The sequence below is a fragment of the Klebsiella quasipneumoniae subsp. quasipneumoniae genome (genome assembly GCF_020525925.1).
GTDB lineage: Bacteria > Pseudomonadota > Gammaproteobacteria > Enterobacterales > Enterobacteriaceae > Klebsiella > Klebsiella quasipneumoniae.
This window is the reverse complement of sequence record NZ_CP084877.1, coordinates 92,743-109,422: the sequence shown is the minus strand read 5'-3', so window position 1 is coordinate 109,422 and position 16,680 is coordinate 92,743. Positions and strand designations below refer to the sequence as shown.

Below are 16,680 nucleotides of genomic sequence, written 5' to 3'. Positions count from 1 at the left end.
ATTGATATGGCCCCTTATGAGTGAAGAAAAACGCCCTGTACTGAGCCTGAAACGAAAACCGGCGGAGAACAGTACGGCCCCCGCAGAGGCAACCCCTGCTCCTGGTGTGGTGCGCCGAAAGAAGGTCGTGGTGGTCTCGTCCCCGCCGGCCTGGAAGGCAAAAAAAGAGAAACTTGAGAAGGTTAAACAAGCGGCCGAAGCCGCCGCGCGCAACGCTGCGCCGGTGCCGGTTAACGCGGTAAAGACGCCACCTCCGGTGCGTTATCTTCGCCTGCTGCCGCCGGAACAGGCCATTATGACGCTGAAGGCATTCTGGCCACAGCTGTTCGACGGAAACTCACCCCGTCTGCTGGCAACGGGCATGCGCGAACAGCTGTTTGCCGACATTGTGAACCGTGACCTGCCGCTGTCGCATAAACAGGTGATTAAGTGCCTGAAGAGTCTGACCCGGTCTGCGGGCTATCTGTCCCGGATGAAGGAGGGAGCCGCCCGCTATGATCTGCAGGGGAACGCCGTCGCGACCGTCACTGCAGGGGAAGCGCAGTACGCCAGCGAGCGCATGATGAAAGAACTCCTGCGAACTGAGCGTATGCGGAGCCAGTCAGCTGGCTGAATACAATCGAGGAGAGGAAATGGATTTTGAAGCGCGGAAACAAAAGGCGCTGGCGATAATGGCCAGCCGTAAGATGTGGAAAAGCAATTATGCACCGCTTCTGATACGACTGTTGTGGCGGCTGGGGATAAACATTCCCCCGCTGCCGTTTGCTCCGTTCTGGCAGGTTTTTGGCGTGATGGCAGGCTCTTTCTCCGTCGGATACGGACTGTGGATGTACTGGATGGTGTGGCGGGCCCAGGGGATGCCACCCCTGTTCGCTTGCAAAATCAGTCTTATTGCGGGCGTGTTATTTGGCCTGACGATGGCACTGTTTCATCTGTGGCGCCGAAAGATGAATAAATTACCTGACTGGAAAGATTTATAACGGAATCAGAAGAACGCCGGAAACAGGACTTACCCTGGCTGAATGGCATGAATTTCCGCGCTATGCACTTGCGTGCATACTCATGCATGCCGTAAAAACAGCCCCTGCGCGTTTCTGGCGGGTTTTCGGTGTTTTGCCAGTTTCCCGTCAGAAACGCCCTGAGGCCGTTCTGGCGGTGCTTACAATTAAGGGATTATGGTAAATGGTGACTTGGTTAATCATAAACATCCTGGGGGATGGCATACACCAGCTGGATATCCGGTGCATCGTTGAGCCATCGACCTGATTTTTTCATCAGGTAGCCACCAATTTCTTCGGTAGTCAGCCGAGCATGAAACAATGCTTCATCATTGAACCAGCAGTCAGGGTGATAGATGAGATCCAGTGGGTTTGCCCTGAAATTAATCTCCAGTAACTGGAGTGCATAGCTGTGGTCAGATGCACTACCTTCTGCTTTGCGTATGAAGTTGATAACGTCGTTCAGTTCTGTCCATGTAAAGTCATCAAGGTATTTTTCCTGATTAAGCGCCATCCTGGTGAAATCTAGTGCACTTGTCCAGGATGAAAAATCACGAAAATCAGAGAACCCGCAGGGCATGACGACCTGTGCATTCCAGTCTGCCATCATCTGTTTTAGTTCTTCATTGTTTTCGTCCATCCCGTTATCGATGTGATCGAGAATGTCATTCAGCTGACTGACCAGTTCTTTCATCTGTTTACGGGTGACCCGTGCGGGTTTCATTCGCTCAGGTAATGGCATCAGAAATACTCTCTTTTTTATCGTGCACTCGGGGGAACTAAGTAATCTATCGGGCTATGAATCAGAGCTCAAATCGTTTTTTTCTTTCTGATGATCCGCATTCTGCCTCGGGTCCACCTCTGCTGTTATTTTTAAGTGAATGAAAATAAATAAAAATATTGTTAACCACGACATATTGACAGAGCTGGTATATCAAGAGCAGCATCAAAATATTGTATATAAATACATGCTTTTATATGCAGTAACTGGCGTGGCAGAGAACTAATAACAGCCTCCGGATAGCTGTCCTGAAGCAATAAACCGCACGCCGTATTTCAGAAAATTGGAAAACAAAAAAAACAAAAGAAGGAAATGTGTGATTGGTGGATTTAACTATAACGGTGAGGGTGCTACGAGCTCAGGCCTTAGCTCTCCTTCTGCCAGTGATGTGGCTAATCAGTTTAATAGTTTTGGTGGGACGCAAATCCGGGCATCAGATGTCTCGAATATTCGCAGTGATGGTAATGGTGGGTATATGGCGGATATTCGGGGGCAGATTCACACTGTGTCCTCTGAGGAAGGCTCAACAACTGTCAGTGGCTTCGATGGTGTCCGCAGTTCTTCTACCGGTAATGGCGGAAGTCAGGGTGGGCAGGGGCCACAGGGACAGTCTCTTGTTATGCATAACGGGCAGATGGGATACTGGGAAAACCGATCATCCGGGGCTGGTAATAACGAACATACTACCCGCGCTTTTGTGGCTGTAGGCCCATCAGAAGCAGAAAAAGCTGCACGAGCGGAGAAGGTAGCTAAGGAAAAACAGCAAGCAGAAGAGGCTGCAAAAGCATTCGCAGCGAAAACAGCAGCGGCATCCGCCGCTGCTGAAAAAGAACGTCAGAATGCGATTTCTGCTGCGGCTGCTGCAGGTCAACATCAAACTGTTCCTGATGCGCGTAATAATCTGAATCAGGCGACTGCTGAAGCATCACGCCTGAAAACAGTGGCAGATAATGCCCTTAATACAGCGAAGAATAAGCGAAAGGAAGCTATCGATGCCGTACCAGTAGCAACTCAGGCTGAGAAAAAATATCAGGATCTGCAGCAAAGCATTAAAGGCCTCACTCTAAATAATAACGGCCAATACGGTACCCAAAAATGGGAGGTTATCAGTTCGAATAAAGAACATGACCACTGGGGATACCGGTTCTATCCATCTGGGATCACAAAAGCTCAGGTTGATGCAGAGCAGAATGATGCGGTGAACAAACGAAATGCTGCTACCAGTCTTGCCAGTCAGGCAACGGCCGCTGAGCAGGCCAGTCTGCAGGCATCAGCTGCCTATAATGCTGCAGAAACGCGCCGTCAGGCTGCCCAGGCTGCATTAGCGTCCGCAGAACAAGCCGCCGCTGCTGAACGTAAACGCCAGGAGGCGGAAGCAGCAGCCGCCGCTGCGGCAGAAAAAAAACGACAGGCTGATGCAGCAGCGAAAGCCGCTGAGGAGGCCAGAGCCATTGCTGAAAAAGCAAAAGCGCTGCAGGCCCGTTGTACAGCCGCAGATAAACTGAAATCTTCAGAGATTCAGGCTGTCAGGGGTATCCCGGCTACAGCGGCACCTTTTGCTATTCCTCTGACCTGGTCAACTGCGTCACGTGGAGGTTTTACTCTGTCGGCTGATGCTGCGGCCAGCCTGGGAGCTTTCATCAGCGAGGCTCTGGCGACGTTAAGTATCGCTGTGGTGGCTAACCCAGTAGCATTAACCATTGTCGGTCTTGTGTTATCGAAATCAGTTGGCGTCGGTAGTGATATGGTGCCCGGTCGGGATATCAGTTCGATGATGCCTGGCGATGCGTTTGGTCTGCCTGATACCGCGGCATTGAATAAAGCAGCAGATCAGAAAACATCTGTCAGTATGCCGGTTCGTGGCCGTCTGGTTATGAATGATAGCGGCATTCTGGATGTTCAGCTGGTCAAAACCAATACTGCCGGTGCCGTGAAGGTCGCTCGTGCTGTACTGGATAAGGAAACCGGCTACTGGGGCTATACTCTTCCCGCTGTCGCAGATGTACCGGCGCAAACTATTTTTGTCAGCCCGGCTGACGCACTTGGTGCAAATGGACCACTGACGCTAAGCGGGCCGGTACCACTACCGGAGCGTATTCTGCATACCGGTGATCAGATTTCGGCGCCACAGGCTACAGATAAAACCGTGACGCCGGTAGCGGATGACCTCGATTTTGACGATATTATTCTGGTGTTTCCACCGGAGTCCGGCCTAAAACCGCTGTATGTGATGTACCGTAGCCCTCGTAACATGCCCGGTACAGTAAGCGGCAAAGGGCAGAACGTTGGCAATAACTGGATGGGGGGGGCCAGTACCGGGGATGGTGCTCCTGTTCCTTCCCAGATTGCGGATAAATTACGCGGGAAGACTTTCGGTAGTTTTGATTCTACCCGTCGGGCGTTCTGGAAAGCGGTTGCTGACGATTCTGCACTAAGCAAGCAATTTAGTGAAGCTGATATTAATCAGATGAAAGCTGGAAGGGCACCTACTGCGGACTTTTTAGAATCAGTAGGGAAACGTGTTAAAATTGAATTACACCACGAAAAAGAAATATCTCAAGGAGGGGCTGTTATGGATGTCGATAACATTAAGGCGCTAACACCTAAAAATCATATTGAGACACATAAAGGAAAATAAAATGGCTGGTAATAAAATTTCAGATTTTACGGAAGAAGAATTTACTGCTTTTGTTAGTAAAATAATCGCTGCTGATTTTCCAACTGACAAAGAGAACGATGATGCTATTTATTCGTTCGCCCAACTAACAGAGCATCCTGCTGGTTGGAACCTCATCTTCAAGCCTAAGGTAGGCGAAGATTCTTCGGCGAAAGGAATTGTTAAAACCGTAAAGGAATGGCGAGCTGCTAACGGTAAGCCAGGTTTTAAAAAATCGTGATTGGATGTGCGGGTTCAGGTGATGAATCCGCACATTTTTAACTCTGGATTTGAAGAATAATTACTAGATATCCATTATTTTTTCCTGTCGCCAAACTGACCCCATGATGGATGGTTTCTGGGCTCTGTCCACGATACCGGCGACGGACCCGTCTGCTACTGGTTTCGGCATACCACAAAATCCTGACGCCTCCGCATGGCGTCGTTGTCCAACCCCGGGAACGGGGAAAAGCCAGTTTCCCCCGCTCCCGGCGTTTCTTAAACACCCGTTAAGGAAATACTGTGAAAAAAATGAACCGTACACTCCACAAATGTTGTCTGTCGGGGCTTATCAGCCTGGCTTTGTGTGCACCTGTTCCGGCCGTGTATGCCGCCAGCATCGAGACGGGATATTCTCCGGAAGGAACGGCTCTGCAGTTGGTCCTGAAGACTATTGATTCTGCGCAGCAGGAAATCCGACTGATGGGGTATTCCTTTACCTCGCCTGAAGTCGCCGGTGCGCTTGTCAGGGCAAAGCGGCGTGGTGTCGATGTGAAAGTGGTTCTGGACTGGAAAGCCAATACCGGCAAGCAAAACCAGGCGAGCCTGGCGGCCATGAATCTTCTGGTCAATGCCGGCATCCCGGTTCGCACAGTGTCGCAGTACAAAATCATGCACGACAAAGTCATCATTGCCGACGGCCGCAATATTGAAGTCGGGTCTTTTAACTACACCCGCCGCTGATCGGGTCAATTCAGAGAACGTGCTTGTCGTATGGGATGATCCAGTCGTTGCTCAACGCTATCTGCAGCACTGGTTGACTCGCTGGTCGCAGGGTACGGACTGGAAACGGGCTTATTAATGCTCCTCAGACATAAAACGAGCATCAATACGGTTTACTTACGTCCATGCTAAAGCGCCTGGTCCGCCCGTCGCTCGTATCTTATCTCTTAAGCCTTGCCCCTGAAGGTACTCACTTTTAGTTCAGGATGGGGCTACTCTCCCACTCTCTAAAAGAGGACATAGGCATCTCATTCAGTTGAAATTTGTACGCCAATACAAATTACAATTTTAGAAAGGATCTCTTGCAAATTGAAAGTAAGTTATTGATTTGCAGGATCTGAGAGTTCTGTAGTATCCTCCGTTCCGAAGACATTTCTGAGGTGTCAGGAGAGCGATAAATGTCACGTTCAGCAGATAAAACCACTTCCTCTACGAATGCAAAACGTGCATACCGGAAAGGTAAGCCAATGTCTGCCAGTGAGAGGCAGCTTGCCGCAATTGCGCGGAAACGCGAAACTCATAAAGAAGTTAAGGTTTTTGTTAAAAACCCACTAAAGGACGTGATGATAGCGGTTTGTGAGGAAGAAGGTCTGACACAAGCCCAGTTTATCGAGAAACTCCTCGAGCGAGAGCTTACAGAACGTGGTCTTATAGATGTAAAGACTTCACATTCTTGATCATGTTTTTATTGAGTGCTAGATTGTTGATGGTCTGAATAATTTTGGGTGTGCCACGCCCTAAGGTGGCAGGGAACTGGTTCTGATGAGGTATCTACCCGGGACCAGAAAAGCAAAAACCCCGATAATCTTCTTCAATCTTGGCGGAAGGAAAAGATTAACGGGGCCTTCATAAACTGCATAGAACGTGTTGCTCTATGCGAGGAGTATATGTACATGCTCAGAAAACTTCAAGATCAGTTTCTGTGTCATTCGCTCCTTCCGTGCAACATAAGCGCAGGAAGCGGTGACTGATATCCTTCAAAACCACTATTCACAGGTTAAAAACCCGAATCCGGTATTCACGCCGCGTGAAGGGAAAAAGACCCTGCCGTTCTGCCGTAAGCTGATGGCGAAAGCCGAAGGCTTCACGTCCCGTTTTGATTTTTCCATTCATGTGGCGTTTTTGCGTTCGCTGGGTAAGCGGCACAGGATGCCACCACTGTTGCGCCGGCGTGCAATTGACGCGCTACTGCAGGCAATGTGTTTTCACTATGATCCGCTGGCCAATCGCGTGCAGCGCTCGATTACCAATATGGCCATCGAGTGTGGACTGGCCACCGAGTCCAGGAGCGGTAACCTGTCAGTCAGCCGTGCCACCCGGGCGCTGAAGTTTCTGGCGGAGCTGGGGCTCATCACCTATCAGACGGAATATGACCCGCAGATCGGCTGTAACATCCCGACCGATATCACCTTCACCCCGGCTCTGTTTTCCGCGCTTGACGTTTCTGAGGTGGCTGTGGTGGCCGCGCGCCGCAGCCGTGTGGAGTGGGAAAACCTGCAGCGCAAAAAGCAGAAAATGAAACCCCTGGAGATGGACGAGCTGATCGCAAAAGCGTGGCGGTTCGTGCGTGAGCGTTTTCGCAGCTACCAGTCTGAACGCAAAAGTCACGGCCGGAAGCGGGCAACCGCCAGGCGGGATGCTTCACGGCAGCGTAAGGATATCGAGACGCGCGTGCGTCAGCAACTGACCCGGGAGTACGCCACCGGCCGCTTCAGGGGCGATCATGAAGCGCTCAAGCGTGAGGTTGAGCGTCGTGTGCAGGAGCGCATGCTGCTGTCGCGCGGGAACAACTACACGCGACTGGCCACTGTCCCCATATAACATTACCTTCCTTAAAAAATCCGGCCGGCGCCGGAGGCTTTCGCACGCCTGTTGGCCGGCTACTACGTATTATCTTATCTTCAGGTCTGCTTTCCTCACCATAATTCCGGTCTTCCTGGCGTCAACGTGGCCTTAAATGTTATCGCCGGCGTCACTTCTGACGGCCGATTTCTGTTATCCACATATAACTGCAAGGGAGTATTTCATATAGCGCTAACCGATGTTTTCTCAAAGCGCTGCTCGTCGTCCTTTCAGGGCGCGTGGTTCCTTTTAAACATCAGCTCTGTATCTCTTTTAAAGATCCTTTAATAAATCCTGTAAACACATAACCTGTTCATCGCCTGCCCTGTGGACAGGCTGCGGAGAATGCCCGCCCTTGCAGCGACCTGACGGTCGCGCCGGTTCGGCAACATCAGAAAGAGCTCCCATCGCTTCGCGACGGGCCCCGACCGGAGAACCACATTAGTTACAGCATTCATAAGGAAGTTAATCATAAAACCGGCGCCGGTTTGCCGGCCAGGTGCCCCTCCCCACCACTGAAAAGCGCCGCCGCCCCCGGCCGAAGGCCGGGAGTAGTGTCGCTTTTAATGATGGGTGTTGTAACTACTCTTCTTCATCGCTGTGAATGGGGCTGCGGGCAGTTGTTTGGTACACGCTCGTAAGCGGCCCTCCGGCCCGCTAACGCGGAGATACGCCCCGACTGCGGCTATCGCCTTGCCGGGACCACTCCGACCGCGTACAGAGGCTCCTGAGACGTTTTGAGCGGGTATGGCTTTGCAGCTACCGTGTTAAGTTTCCTGGTGTCGCTGAAATAGTTGATGAACATCCCCCTAAGCGTCAGCAGCAAGCTGCCGCCGCTAAGGCCCCGGAAATCACGCCCTTTACGTCGTAAACGCCGTAAAGCCCGCTCACCGGGGTTAAAAGGGATTACTTTGACTTCTTCATTGCTGTTAGATGGTTAAGGCTAATCAGGGCAGGGGGTAGGGTGGCAGAATTTATAGCCCGGTAACCGGCTACGCCGGGCTTTCGGCGCCATTTGACGCCACAGACACATGTAACCTCATCTGGCGCCTCCATGCCGCTGACGCGGCATCCAGAAGTTTCCCGATGCTGTAAGTCTTAACGTCTGCTTTGTGCCAAAGGCGGAAGTAACTAACAGCAGTCTGTGTGAAAATACGGGGAGCAGGTCAACGGTGATTGAATAAGTCGTGAAAATTGGCAACCTCCATTCGGCTTGTTCCAACTGATGCAGAGCCGGGCTATTGATCCACTCAAAGAGATGGCTCATGCATCAGTTGTATTGTTGTAAAGCCACACCGTCATATTGTATTTGAAAAGAAAACGCTTTAGTCAATCCCAGCCTTAATAACTGTTTGATGTTCAATATAACGTTCTATACTTGAAAAGACTATTTAGATGATTAAAACTGTTATAAATACTGGTATGTATAACACGAAGTCGAATGAGTAAGGTATTTTTTGTGTGGGATTTATTCATTAAGATAATGCTGCTGTTACCGATTCCCTTGATAACTGTTTTTCCCAACATTATTCCTTTTCTGACTTATAGACAAAATGGTGATAAAAACAAATCCGCCCTGATGGATACACTAGCCCGAGAGATGGATAAACAACAACCCTGTGCGTATCTTGTGGAGTCATGCGTTTCTCGACCGCATAACATCCGGCCAATACCTTGGGCGTTTCTGCGGGTGGTACTACATTACAGTAATTCGATGGAAATCATTCAGCTAGTATCATCTGGGAGGAGAATACTGGCACTGTTGCAAATATAGGCTTGGAGGGAGATGGTAAATGTTGGCTTCACCGGGAGCGAAACGACGGTCAGGGATGTTGTGGCTAAGTGGCGTAAGCAGGTTAACAGTCCCGTTATCGCCCCAGTTCGACTCCCCTCAGCATCCAGGGTAAGCCGCTGGTTAATGCCCTGGCGAATGATCAGAGGAGAAGAAAACTATGCATCCCGCTTCATCGAATCGATGTGCCAGAAAGAACCGCAACTGAAAATGGCGCAACAGCTGTCGCTCGACTTCTATCGAATGCTGAAAACGAAGAATAAATCGCAGTTAAATCAATCGTTCACTGACGTAAGTCAAAGTGGGCTCATTGACCTTCAGCGTGTTGCGGCCAGTATGGAAGCGGATGCAACAGCAATACACGAAGCGATAAGCAGCAGATGGAGTAATGGCGTTGTGGAAGGCCATGTAAACCGCCTGAAGATGCTGAAACGACAGATGTACGGTCGAGCTGGCTTCGAGTTACTTCGACGACGAGTCATGAGCCCTCTGGCTTAAACAACTCCACCTAAGTTGCGGAAGACCCAGTTTTGCACCGTTGGTAACAATGATGATATCTTGGACATGATCGGATGGATGAGCCCTGACCGGAAAACCAATTTTCTGAGTCATTCTGCGAATCTGCGATTTTATGCATTGTGCTCTGTGGAAGGGTTGAATAGCTATATAGCCCCGGAAAAAATTAAGGCGCAGATAAAGGTTTCACGTGGTGGAAAAGGTATCAGCAGGTTAATCAGGGTGCTCGGGAAAAATGAGTTCATCCGAATTGTGAAAGATAGCCAGACGGTACTCACTATCGGCATGGACAATTCCATTGCGACTGGCTAGGTCAATTCATCGCCGTTGCTGTCATTAATTCCGGGTTTAGCACAAGAGTTGTTTATTAGTTTAAATATTAATAACTGGATGATAATTAGATGAATAATATCGAGATAATTGAATCAGGATACAATGCGTTATGTGATGCTTATAATAATTCCGTTATCAGTCTTAAGCGCTCCTCCCTATATGAAGATTTACTAGTCCATATGGATATTCCTGAAAAAAACAGGAGCCGATTCACTTATGCTACTTTGAATGATCGCGACGAAATAATCGCAATATGTGTGTTTATTGTCTCTCTTGATGAGGGAACAACTGATGTAGGATGGTTTGTTAGAGCGGACTTTAGAGGTAAAGGGGTTGGTAGAGATACAGTAGAAAAGGCATTCAACGAGTTTAAGAATGGTCTCAAGGGGGCTGGAGTTGAGGCTATTTTTATTGGCGCCACTGTTGATAATGGTAATACTCCTTCAATTTCATTGGGGCAGAGGTTTATAGGCGGAGAAGAAATAATAGAAAAAGAAGACGGGACTACCATCTACTCATACCTCAATCGTTTCACGCTTTAGTTAATGGGAGAGGGTCAATGGAAAGAGTGAGTACCTATGTCATGGGGTAGTGACCGGGTAGCTGCGATAACTGCCAACTTTTCATCCCTCCACCTTCACGCACAAACGAACGTATATGTGACAGGTACGACATGCTGATAGGCTACATGCGGGTATCGAAGGCGGACGGCTCCCAGGCTACCGATTTGCAGCGCGACGCGCTGATTGCCGCCGGGGTCGATCCAGTACATCTTTACGAGGACCAGGCATCCGGCATGCGCGAGGATCGGCCCGGCTTGACGAGCTGCCTGAAGGCGTTGCGAACTGGCGACACACTGGTCGTGTGGAAACTGGATCGGCTCGGACGCGACCTGCGACATCTCATCAACACCGTGCACGACCTGACTGGGCGCGGCATCGGCTTGAAGGTATTAACCGGGCACGGCGCGGCCATCGACACCACGACCGCCGCCGGCAAGCTGGTCTTTGGCATCTTCGCCGCCCTGGCCGAGTTCGAGCGCGAGTTGATCGCGGAGCGCACGATTGCCGGCCTAGCCTCGGCCCGCGCGCGCGGGCGGAAAGGCGGCCGGCCGTTCAAGATGACCGCCGCCAAGCTGCGGCTGGCGATGGCGGCAATGGGTCAGCCAGAGACCAAGGTCGGCGACCTGTGCCAGGAACTTGGCGTCACGCGGCAGACCCTGTATCGGCATGTTTCACCCAAGGGTGAGCTACGTCCAGATGGCGAGAAGCTACTCAGCCGAATTTGATGCCGGCATGAGGCAACGTAGCGACAGCGTGGTTTGTCTCAATGGGAAGCGCTCATGATCGATCTTTGAAGGCCCGCAGCAGTCGTGTCACAGACAGGACGAACAAACCGGTCAGCGTGAGGGCTGCGATACCCCAGTACTCTCCGATGAACGCGCCGGCCGTCGTGCCGGCCAGCACAATGGCGAGAATCGGCAAATGGCAGGGACAGGTGAGCACGGCCAGCGCGCCCCACAGGTAGCCGGTGATCGGTTTGTGCGTCTCGGACGGCAAGCGCTCGGGGCTGTTCATGGCAGACTCTCCGCGTGCTGTGCCGGCTCGGTCGGCATGGTGGCCAACTGCACCTCCAGATCGGCCAACGCTTCGCGCCGACGCTCGACGAACTGGCGCAGAACGGCAAGCTGCGCGGCCGCTTCATCGCCGTCCGCAGCATCCAGCGCCCGGCACAGCCGCGCCAGCGCGTCCAGGCCGATGCCCGCCTCGAAGGCCGCCCGCACGAAGCACAGCCGTTGCAAGGCGGCATCATCGAACAGGCCATAGCCGCCCGGGGTGCACGCCACCGGACGCAGCAATCCGCGCAGCAGGTAGTCGCGCACGATATGCACGCTCACCCCGGCATCAAGGGCCAGCCGGGACACGGTGTAGGCGCTCATTGAAAACCTCCTTTTTTTATCCAGCGCAGCAGGAAAGCTGCTTCACGTCCTTGTTGAAGGTCTGCGCCGCAAGCTTCAACCCCTCGACCATTGTCAGGTAGGGGAACAACTGGTCGGCCAGTTCCTGCACCGTCATGCGGTTGCGGATGGCGAGCACCGCCGTCTGGATCAGTTCGCCCGCTTCCGGGGCCACCGCCTGCACGCCGATGAGCCGTCCGCTACCTTCCTCGATGACCAGCTTGATGAAGCCGCGTGTGTCGAAGTTGGCAAGCGCTCGCGGAACGTTGTCGAGTGTCAGCGTGCGACTGTCGGTCTCGATGCCATCGTGGTGCGCTTCCGCCTCGCTGTAGCCCACGGTGGCGACTTGCGGGTCGGTGAACACCACTGCCGGCATCGCGGTCAGATTGAGGGCTGCGTCGCCGCCGGTCATGTTGATCGCGGCACGGGTGCCGGCGGCCGCTGCCACGTAGACGAACTGCGGCTGGTCGGTGCAGTCGCCGGCCGCGTAGATGTTCGGGTTGCTCGTGCGCATGCCTTGGTCGATAACGATGGCCCCTTGCGCATTGACAGTGACCCCCGCCGCGTCCAGCGCGAGGCTGCGCGTATTCGGTGCCCGACCGGTGGCAACCAGCAACTTGTCAGCGCGCAATTCACCGTGTCCGGTGGTCAGCACGAATTCGCCGTTCACATGGGCGACCTGGCTGGCTTGCGTGTGCTCCAGCACCTCGATGCCCTCGGCGCGGAAAGCGGCTGTCACGGCCTCGCCGATGGCCGGGTCTTCCCGGAAGAACAAGGTGCTGCGTGCCAGGATCGTGACCTGGCTGCCGAGCCGGGCAAAGGCTTGCGCCAGTTCCAACGCCACCACCGACGAACCGATCACGGCCAGGCGTGCGGGAATGGTGTCGCTGACAAGCGCTTCGGTGGAAGTCCAGTAGGGTGACTCTTTCAGGCCCGGAATCGGCGGCACGGCCGGACTGGCACCGGTGGCGACCAGGCAGCGGTCGAACGTTACCTCGCGCTCGCCACCCTCGTTCAAACGGACGACCAGGCTCTGGTCGTCCTTGAAACGCGCTTCACCGTGCAAAACGGTGATGGCTGGATTGCCGTCCAGGATGCCTTCGTATTTGGCGTGCCGCAGTTCATCGACACGGGCCTGCTGCTGGGCCAGCAGTTTGCTGCGGTCAATCGCAGGCACAGTTGCCGCAATACCGCCGTCGAACGGACTTTCCCGGCGCAGATGGGCAATATGGGCAGCGCGGATCATGATCTTGGACGGCACACAGCCGATATTGACGCAGGTGCCGCCGATGGTGCCGCGTTCGATCAGCGTGACCGTCGCGCCTTGCTCGACGGCCTTCAGCGCCGCCGCCATCGCGGCCCCGCCGCTGCCAATGATGGCGATATGCAAACCGGCGCCCTCAAGTGCATCACGGATTTTTGGTTCATCTTTGAAATCACCAACCCGGATCGAGCCTTGATAACCCAATGCGGCGATGGCGGCCAGCAGTTGGTTGTGGCTCACGGCGGTGTCTGCCATGACTTGCGCGCGGCTTTCTGGATAGGACACCACAGCGGCATTCACGCCGGGAATCTTTTCCAAAGCATCTTTGACATGGGTGGCGCAGGATGTGCAGGTCATGCCATTCACGGTGATTTCGGTCATTTTTTTACTCCATTGAATTTCGGGGTGCAGCAGGCATCGGCTTGGCGTTTTCGTTGGATGGCGTAGATGGTCAAGCCGATGAAAATCGCCAGCGCAGGCAGCAGCACATAGTCCAGATAGCCGGTCAGCGCGGACAAGCCGACCACACCGAGCAAAATGACCAGAACAGGGGTGAAGCAACACAGCGCCACGAGGGTTGTGCCAATGATGCTGACCCGCAGCAGTGTCTTCGGGTCTTTCATGATCAGTTCTTGACTGATGATGGGTAGCCCGCATCCTCGGTAGCCTTGGTCAGTTTCTGCACGCTGGTCTTGGCATCATCGAAGGTGACCACCGCTTCGCGCGTCTCGAAGGTCACGTCAACTTTACTGACGCCATCGACCTTGGAAATCGCCTTCTTGACAGTGATCGGACAGGCCGAGCAGGTCATGCCCGGTACGGACAGCGTAACGGTCTGGGTGGCGGCCCACACGGGGGCAACAACGGCAGCGAGGGCAAGGGCGGAAAGCAGCTTTTTCATGGTGAACTCCTGTGATCAATAGAAAAATGGCACGACGTAGGGAAATCCGAGCGCGACCAAAACCAGCACGGCCACGCCCCAGAAAATGAGCTTGTAAGTAGCTCGCACTTGGGGAATCGCGCAAACCTCACCCGGTTTGCAGGCGGCTGACGGCCGGTAGATGCGCCGCCAGGCGAAGAACAACGCCACCAGCGCCACGCCGATAAAGATGGGGCGATAGGGTTCCAACACCGTCAAGTTGCCGATCCAAGCGCCGCTGAACCCCAAGGCGATCAGAACCAGCGGCCCGAGGCAGCAAGCCGAGGCGAGGATGGCGGCCAGCCCGCCAGTGAAGAGCGCGCCGCGCCCGTTTTGAGGTTCAGACATACGTTTGTCCTTTCGAATCTGAATTGGATAGCTTAAGCTTACTTCCGTAGTTATGTACGGAGTCAAGCGATATGGAAAACAATTTGGAGAACCTGACCATTGGCGTTTTCGCCAGGACGGCCGGGGTCAATGTGGAGACCATCCGGTTCTATCAGCGCAAGGGCTTGCTCCCGGAACCGGACAAGCCTTACGGCAGCATTCGCCGCTATGGCGAGACGGATGTAACGCGGGTGCGCTTCGTGAAATCAGCCCAGCGGTTGGGCTTCAGCCTGGATGAGATCGCCGAGCTGCTGCGGCTGGAGGATGGCACCCATTGCGAGGAAGCCAGCAGCCTGGCCGAGCACAAGCTCAAGGACGTGCGCGAGAGGATGGCTGACCTGGCGCGCATGGAGGCCGTGCTGTCTGATTTGGTGTGCGCCTGCCATGCGCGGAAGGGGAACGTTTCCTGCCCGCTGATTGCGTCACTGCAAGGGAAGAAAGAACCGCGCAGTGCGGACGCGGTGTAGCCCGAGGGAACTACGCCTTAGCGTGCTTTATTTTCCGTTTTCTGAGGCGACTCCAACGTCAGAAAAGACCGTGCGGTCGACTTTTGATATTTCGTGCTGTCGCCTTCTGAAAGTGACATCGGGATCCTCGGCCGACAAGGTGCAACAGCCGACGATGCCGTCGCTGCAACTCGCGACTAGGAGCTCGGATCTCAGGACGAAGGTCTCCGCGAATGTCCGGTCGATCCGCGCGACGTCCCAGGCGGGCGTTCCCTTGGCGGACATCCACGCCGCAGCGTCGTGCATCAGCCGCACAACCTCGTCGATATCACCCGAGCAGGCGACCCGAACGTTCGGAGGCTCCTCGCTGTCCATTCGCTCCCCTGGCGCGGTATGAACCGCCGCCTCATAGTGCAGTTTGATCCTGACGAGCCCAGCATGTCTGCGCCCACCTTCGCGGAACCTGACCAGGGTCCGCTAGCGGGCGGCCGGAAGGTGAATGCTAGGCATGATCTAACCCTCGGTCTCTGGCGTCGCGACTGCGAAATTTCGCGAGGGTTTCCGAGAAGGTGATTGCGCTTCGCAGATCTCCAGGCGCGTGGGTGCGGACGTAGTCAGCGCCATTGCCGATCGCGTGAAGTTCCGCCGCAAGGCTCGCTGGACCCAGATCCTTTACAGGAAGGCCAACGGTGGCGCCCAAGAAGGATTTCCGCGACACCGAGACCAATAGCGGAAGCCCCAACGCCGACTTCAGCTTTTGAAGGTTCGACAGCACGTGCAGCGATGTTTCCGGTGCGGGGCTCAAGAAAAATCCCATCCCCGGATCGAGGATGAGCCGGTCGGCAGCGACCCCGCTCCGTCGCAAGGCGGAAACCCGCGCCTCGAAGAACCGCACAATCTCGTCGAGCGCGTCTTCGGGTCGAAGGTGACCGGTGCGGGTGGCGATGCCATCCCGCTGCGCTGAGTGCATAACCACCAGCCTGCAGTCCGCCTCAGCAATATCGGGATAGAGCGCAGGGTCAGGAAATCCTTGGATATCGTTCAGGTAGCCCACGCCGCGCTTGAGCGCATAGCGCTGGGTTTCCGGTTGGAAGCTGTCGATTGAAACACGGTGCATCTGATCGGACAGGGCGTCTAAGAGCGGCGCAATACGTCTGATCTCATCGGCCGGCGATACAGGCCTCGCGTCCGGATGGCTGGCGGCCGGTCCGACATCCACGACGTCTGATCCGACTCGCAGCATTTCGATCGCCGCGGTGACAGCGCCGGCGGGGTCTAGCCGCCGGCTCTCATCGAAGAAGGAGTCCTCGGTGAGATTCAGAATGCCGAACACCGTCACCATGGCGTCGGCCTCCGCAGCGACTTCCACGATGGGGATCGGGCGAGCAAAAAGGCAGCAATTATGAGCCCCATACCTACAAAGCCCCACGCATCAAGCTTTTGCCCATGAAGCAACCAGGCAATGGCTGTAATTATGACGACGCCGAGTCCCGACCAGACTGCATAAGCAACACCGACAGGGATGGATTTCAGAACCAGAGAAAGAAAATAAAATGCGATGCCATAACCGATTATGACAACGGCGGAAGGGGCAAGCTTAGTAAAGCCCTCGCTAGATTTTAATGCGGATGTTGCGATTACTTCGCCAACTATTGCGATAACAAGAAAAAGCCAGCCTTTCATGATATATCTCCCAATTTGTGTAGGGCTTATTATGCACGCTTAAAAATAATAAAAGCAGACTTGACCTGATAGTTTGGCTGTGAGCAATTATGTGCTTAGTGCAT

Annotated in this window: 21 protein-coding genes and 4 pseudogenes; 15 read left to right on the top strand and 10 right to left on the bottom strand. The window is 53.8% G+C overall.

What is annotated here, in order from left to right; all coding sequences use genetic code 11:
- Window positions 1-16: 16 nt before the first annotated feature.
- Window positions 17-613, top strand: a complete 597-nt coding sequence (locus LGM20_RS26125; protein ID WP_023307531.1) for a fertility inhibition protein FinO — start codon at window positions 17-19, stop codon at window positions 611-613.
- Window positions 614-632: 19 nt separating this feature from the next.
- Complete coding sequence (locus LGM20_RS26120; RefSeq protein WP_015065646.1) at window positions 633-980, top strand: DUF6404 family protein; 348 nt, start codon at window positions 633-635, stop codon at window positions 978-980.
- Between the two features lie 214 nt (window positions 981-1,194).
- Here the strand turns inward: LGM20_RS26120 and LGM20_RS26115 are convergent, their stop codons facing one another.
- Window positions 1,195-1,740 carry a hypothetical protein gene (locus LGM20_RS26115; RefSeq protein WP_015065647.1) on the bottom strand — a complete coding sequence of 182 codons (546 nt, stop codon included), beginning with the start codon at window positions 1,738-1,740 and terminating at the stop codon, window positions 1,195-1,197.
- 359 nt (window positions 1,741-2,099) lie between these two features.
- On the opposite strand from LGM20_RS26115, the gene LGM20_RS26590 reads away from it, so the two are divergent.
- The 12 genes and pseudogenes from LGM20_RS26590 to LGM20_RS26060 all read left to right on the top strand — a co-directional run bounded on the left by LGM20_RS26590 (window position 2,100) and on the right by LGM20_RS26060 (window position 11,208).
- The gene (locus tag LGM20_RS26590; protein ID WP_004152299.1) at window positions 2,100-2,486 is read left to right on the top strand and encodes a hypothetical protein; all 387 of its coding nucleotides are present in this window, start codon (window positions 2,100-2,102) and stop codon (window positions 2,484-2,486) included.
- The gene (locus tag LGM20_RS26110; RefSeq protein WP_032423380.1) at window positions 2,399-4,417 is read left to right on the top strand and encodes an S-type pyocin domain-containing protein; all 2,019 of its coding nucleotides are present in this window, start codon (window positions 2,399-2,401) and stop codon (window positions 4,415-4,417) included. The genes LGM20_RS26590 and LGM20_RS26110 overlap by 88 nt, the downstream gene beginning before the upstream one ends.
- 1 nt (window position 4,418) lies before the next feature.
- On the top strand, window positions 4,419-4,676 hold the full coding sequence (locus LGM20_RS26105) for a bacteriocin immunity protein (protein WP_021312405.1): 258 nt from the start codon (window positions 4,419-4,421) through the stop codon (window positions 4,674-4,676).
- A 105-nt stretch (window positions 4,677-4,781) separates the two neighbouring features.
- A pseudogene (locus tag LGM20_RS26100) lies at window positions 4,782-4,862 on the top strand (hypothetical protein); the annotation flags it as partial.
- A 104-nt stretch (window positions 4,863-4,966) separates the two neighbouring features.
- Window positions 4,967-5,516: pseudogene (locus LGM20_RS26095) on the top strand (phospholipase D family nuclease).
- A 319-nt stretch (window positions 5,517-5,835) separates the two neighbouring features.
- Window positions 5,836-6,114 (top strand): replication regulatory protein RepA, encoded by a 279-nt coding sequence (locus tag LGM20_RS26090; protein ID WP_004199332.1) that lies wholly within the window; start codon window positions 5,836-5,838, stop codon window positions 6,112-6,114.
- 216 nt (window positions 6,115-6,330) lie between these two features.
- A complete protein-coding gene (tap, locus tag LGM20_RS26585) occupies window positions 6,331-6,408 on the top strand; it encodes a RepA leader peptide Tap (RefSeq protein ID WP_004171457.1) in 78 nt (25 codons plus the stop codon).
- Entirely contained in the window at window positions 6,401-7,258 is an 858-nt protein-coding gene (repA, locus tag LGM20_RS26080) for an incFII family plasmid replication initiator RepA (protein ID WP_023307528.1), read from the top strand. Before tap ends, repA begins: the two co-directional genes overlap by 8 nt.
- A gap of 1,462 nt (window positions 7,259-8,720) precedes the next feature.
- The gene (locus LGM20_RS26075; RefSeq protein ID WP_013213994.1) at window positions 8,721-9,053 is read left to right on the top strand and encodes a hypothetical protein; all 333 of its coding nucleotides are present in this window, start codon (window positions 8,721-8,723) and stop codon (window positions 9,051-9,053) included.
- A gap of 3 nt (window positions 9,054-9,056) precedes the next feature.
- Window positions 9,057-9,569: pseudogene (locus LGM20_RS26070) on the top strand (transposase); the annotation flags it as partial.
- Between the two features lie 419 nt (window positions 9,570-9,988).
- Window positions 9,989-10,462: a GNAT family N-acetyltransferase gene (locus tag LGM20_RS26065; protein WP_013213991.1), complete on the top strand. Its 474-nt coding sequence runs from the start codon at window positions 9,989-9,991 to the stop codon at window positions 10,460-10,462.
- Between the two features lie 131 nt (window positions 10,463-10,593).
- On the top strand, window positions 10,594-11,208 hold the full coding sequence (locus LGM20_RS26060) for a recombinase family protein (RefSeq protein ID WP_000904941.1): 615 nt from the start codon (window positions 10,594-10,596) through the stop codon (window positions 11,206-11,208).
- Between the two features lie 52 nt (window positions 11,209-11,260).
- Here the strand turns inward: LGM20_RS26060 and merE are convergent, their stop codons facing one another.
- Genes merE through merT form a run of 6 tightly spaced genes read right to left on the bottom strand, consistent with a single transcriptional unit; the run spans window position 11,261 to window position 14,408 of the window.
- Window positions 11,261-11,497: a broad-spectrum mercury transporter MerE gene (merE, locus tag LGM20_RS26055; RefSeq protein WP_001087809.1), complete on the bottom strand. Its 237-nt coding sequence runs from the start codon at window positions 11,495-11,497 to the stop codon at window positions 11,261-11,263.
- Complete coding sequence (merD, locus tag LGM20_RS26050) at window positions 11,494-11,859, bottom strand: mercury resistance co-regulator MerD (RefSeq protein ID WP_003465059.1); 366 nt, start codon at window positions 11,857-11,859, stop codon at window positions 11,494-11,496. Before merD ends, merE begins: the two co-directional genes overlap by 4 nt.
- A 16-nt stretch (window positions 11,860-11,875) precedes the next feature.
- On the bottom strand, window positions 11,876-13,522 hold the full coding sequence (gene merA / locus LGM20_RS26045; protein WP_000136268.1) for a mercury(II) reductase: 1,647 nt from the start codon (window positions 13,520-13,522) through the stop codon (window positions 11,876-11,878).
- On the bottom strand, window positions 13,519-13,764 hold the full coding sequence (gene merF, locus LGM20_RS26040) for a mercury resistance system transport protein MerF (RefSeq protein WP_000654684.1): 246 nt from the start codon (window positions 13,762-13,764) through the stop codon (window positions 13,519-13,521). The genes merA and merF overlap by 4 nt, the downstream gene beginning before the upstream one ends.
- A gap of 2 nt (window positions 13,765-13,766) precedes the next feature.
- A complete protein-coding gene (gene merP, locus LGM20_RS26035) occupies window positions 13,767-14,042 on the bottom strand; it encodes a mercury resistance system periplasmic binding protein MerP (protein ID WP_000735441.1) in 276 nt (91 codons plus the stop codon).
- 15 nt (window positions 14,043-14,057) lie between these two features.
- The gene (gene merT / locus LGM20_RS26030) at window positions 14,058-14,408 is read right to left on the bottom strand and encodes a mercuric ion transporter MerT (protein WP_001294667.1); all 351 of its coding nucleotides are present in this window, start codon (window positions 14,406-14,408) and stop codon (window positions 14,058-14,060) included.
- Window positions 14,409-14,479: 71 nt separating this feature from the next.
- On the opposite strand from merT, the gene merR reads away from it, so the two are divergent.
- Window positions 14,480-14,914: an Hg(II)-responsive transcriptional regulator gene (gene merR / locus LGM20_RS26025; protein ID WP_000429838.1), complete on the top strand. Its 435-nt coding sequence runs from the start codon at window positions 14,480-14,482 to the stop codon at window positions 14,912-14,914.
- 117 nt (window positions 14,915-15,031) lie between these two features.
- Here merR and LGM20_RS26020 read toward each other — a convergent pair.
- The 3 genes and pseudogenes from LGM20_RS26020 to LGM20_RS26010 all read right to left on the bottom strand — a co-directional run.
- Window positions 15,032-15,268 (bottom strand): annotated as a pseudogene (locus LGM20_RS26020) (GNAT family N-acetyltransferase); the annotation flags it as partial.
- A 127-nt stretch (window positions 15,269-15,395) separates the two neighbouring features.
- Complete coding sequence (sul1, locus tag LGM20_RS26015) at window positions 15,396-16,235, bottom strand: sulfonamide-resistant dihydropteroate synthase Sul1 (RefSeq protein WP_000259031.1); 840 nt, start codon at window positions 16,233-16,235, stop codon at window positions 15,396-15,398.
- Window positions 16,229-16,576 (bottom strand): quaternary ammonium compound efflux SMR transporter QacE delta 1, encoded by a 348-nt coding sequence (locus tag LGM20_RS26010; protein WP_000679427.1) that lies wholly within the window; start codon window positions 16,574-16,576, stop codon window positions 16,229-16,231. Before LGM20_RS26010 ends, sul1 begins: the two co-directional genes overlap by 7 nt.
- Window positions 16,577-16,680 lie beyond the last annotated feature (104 nt).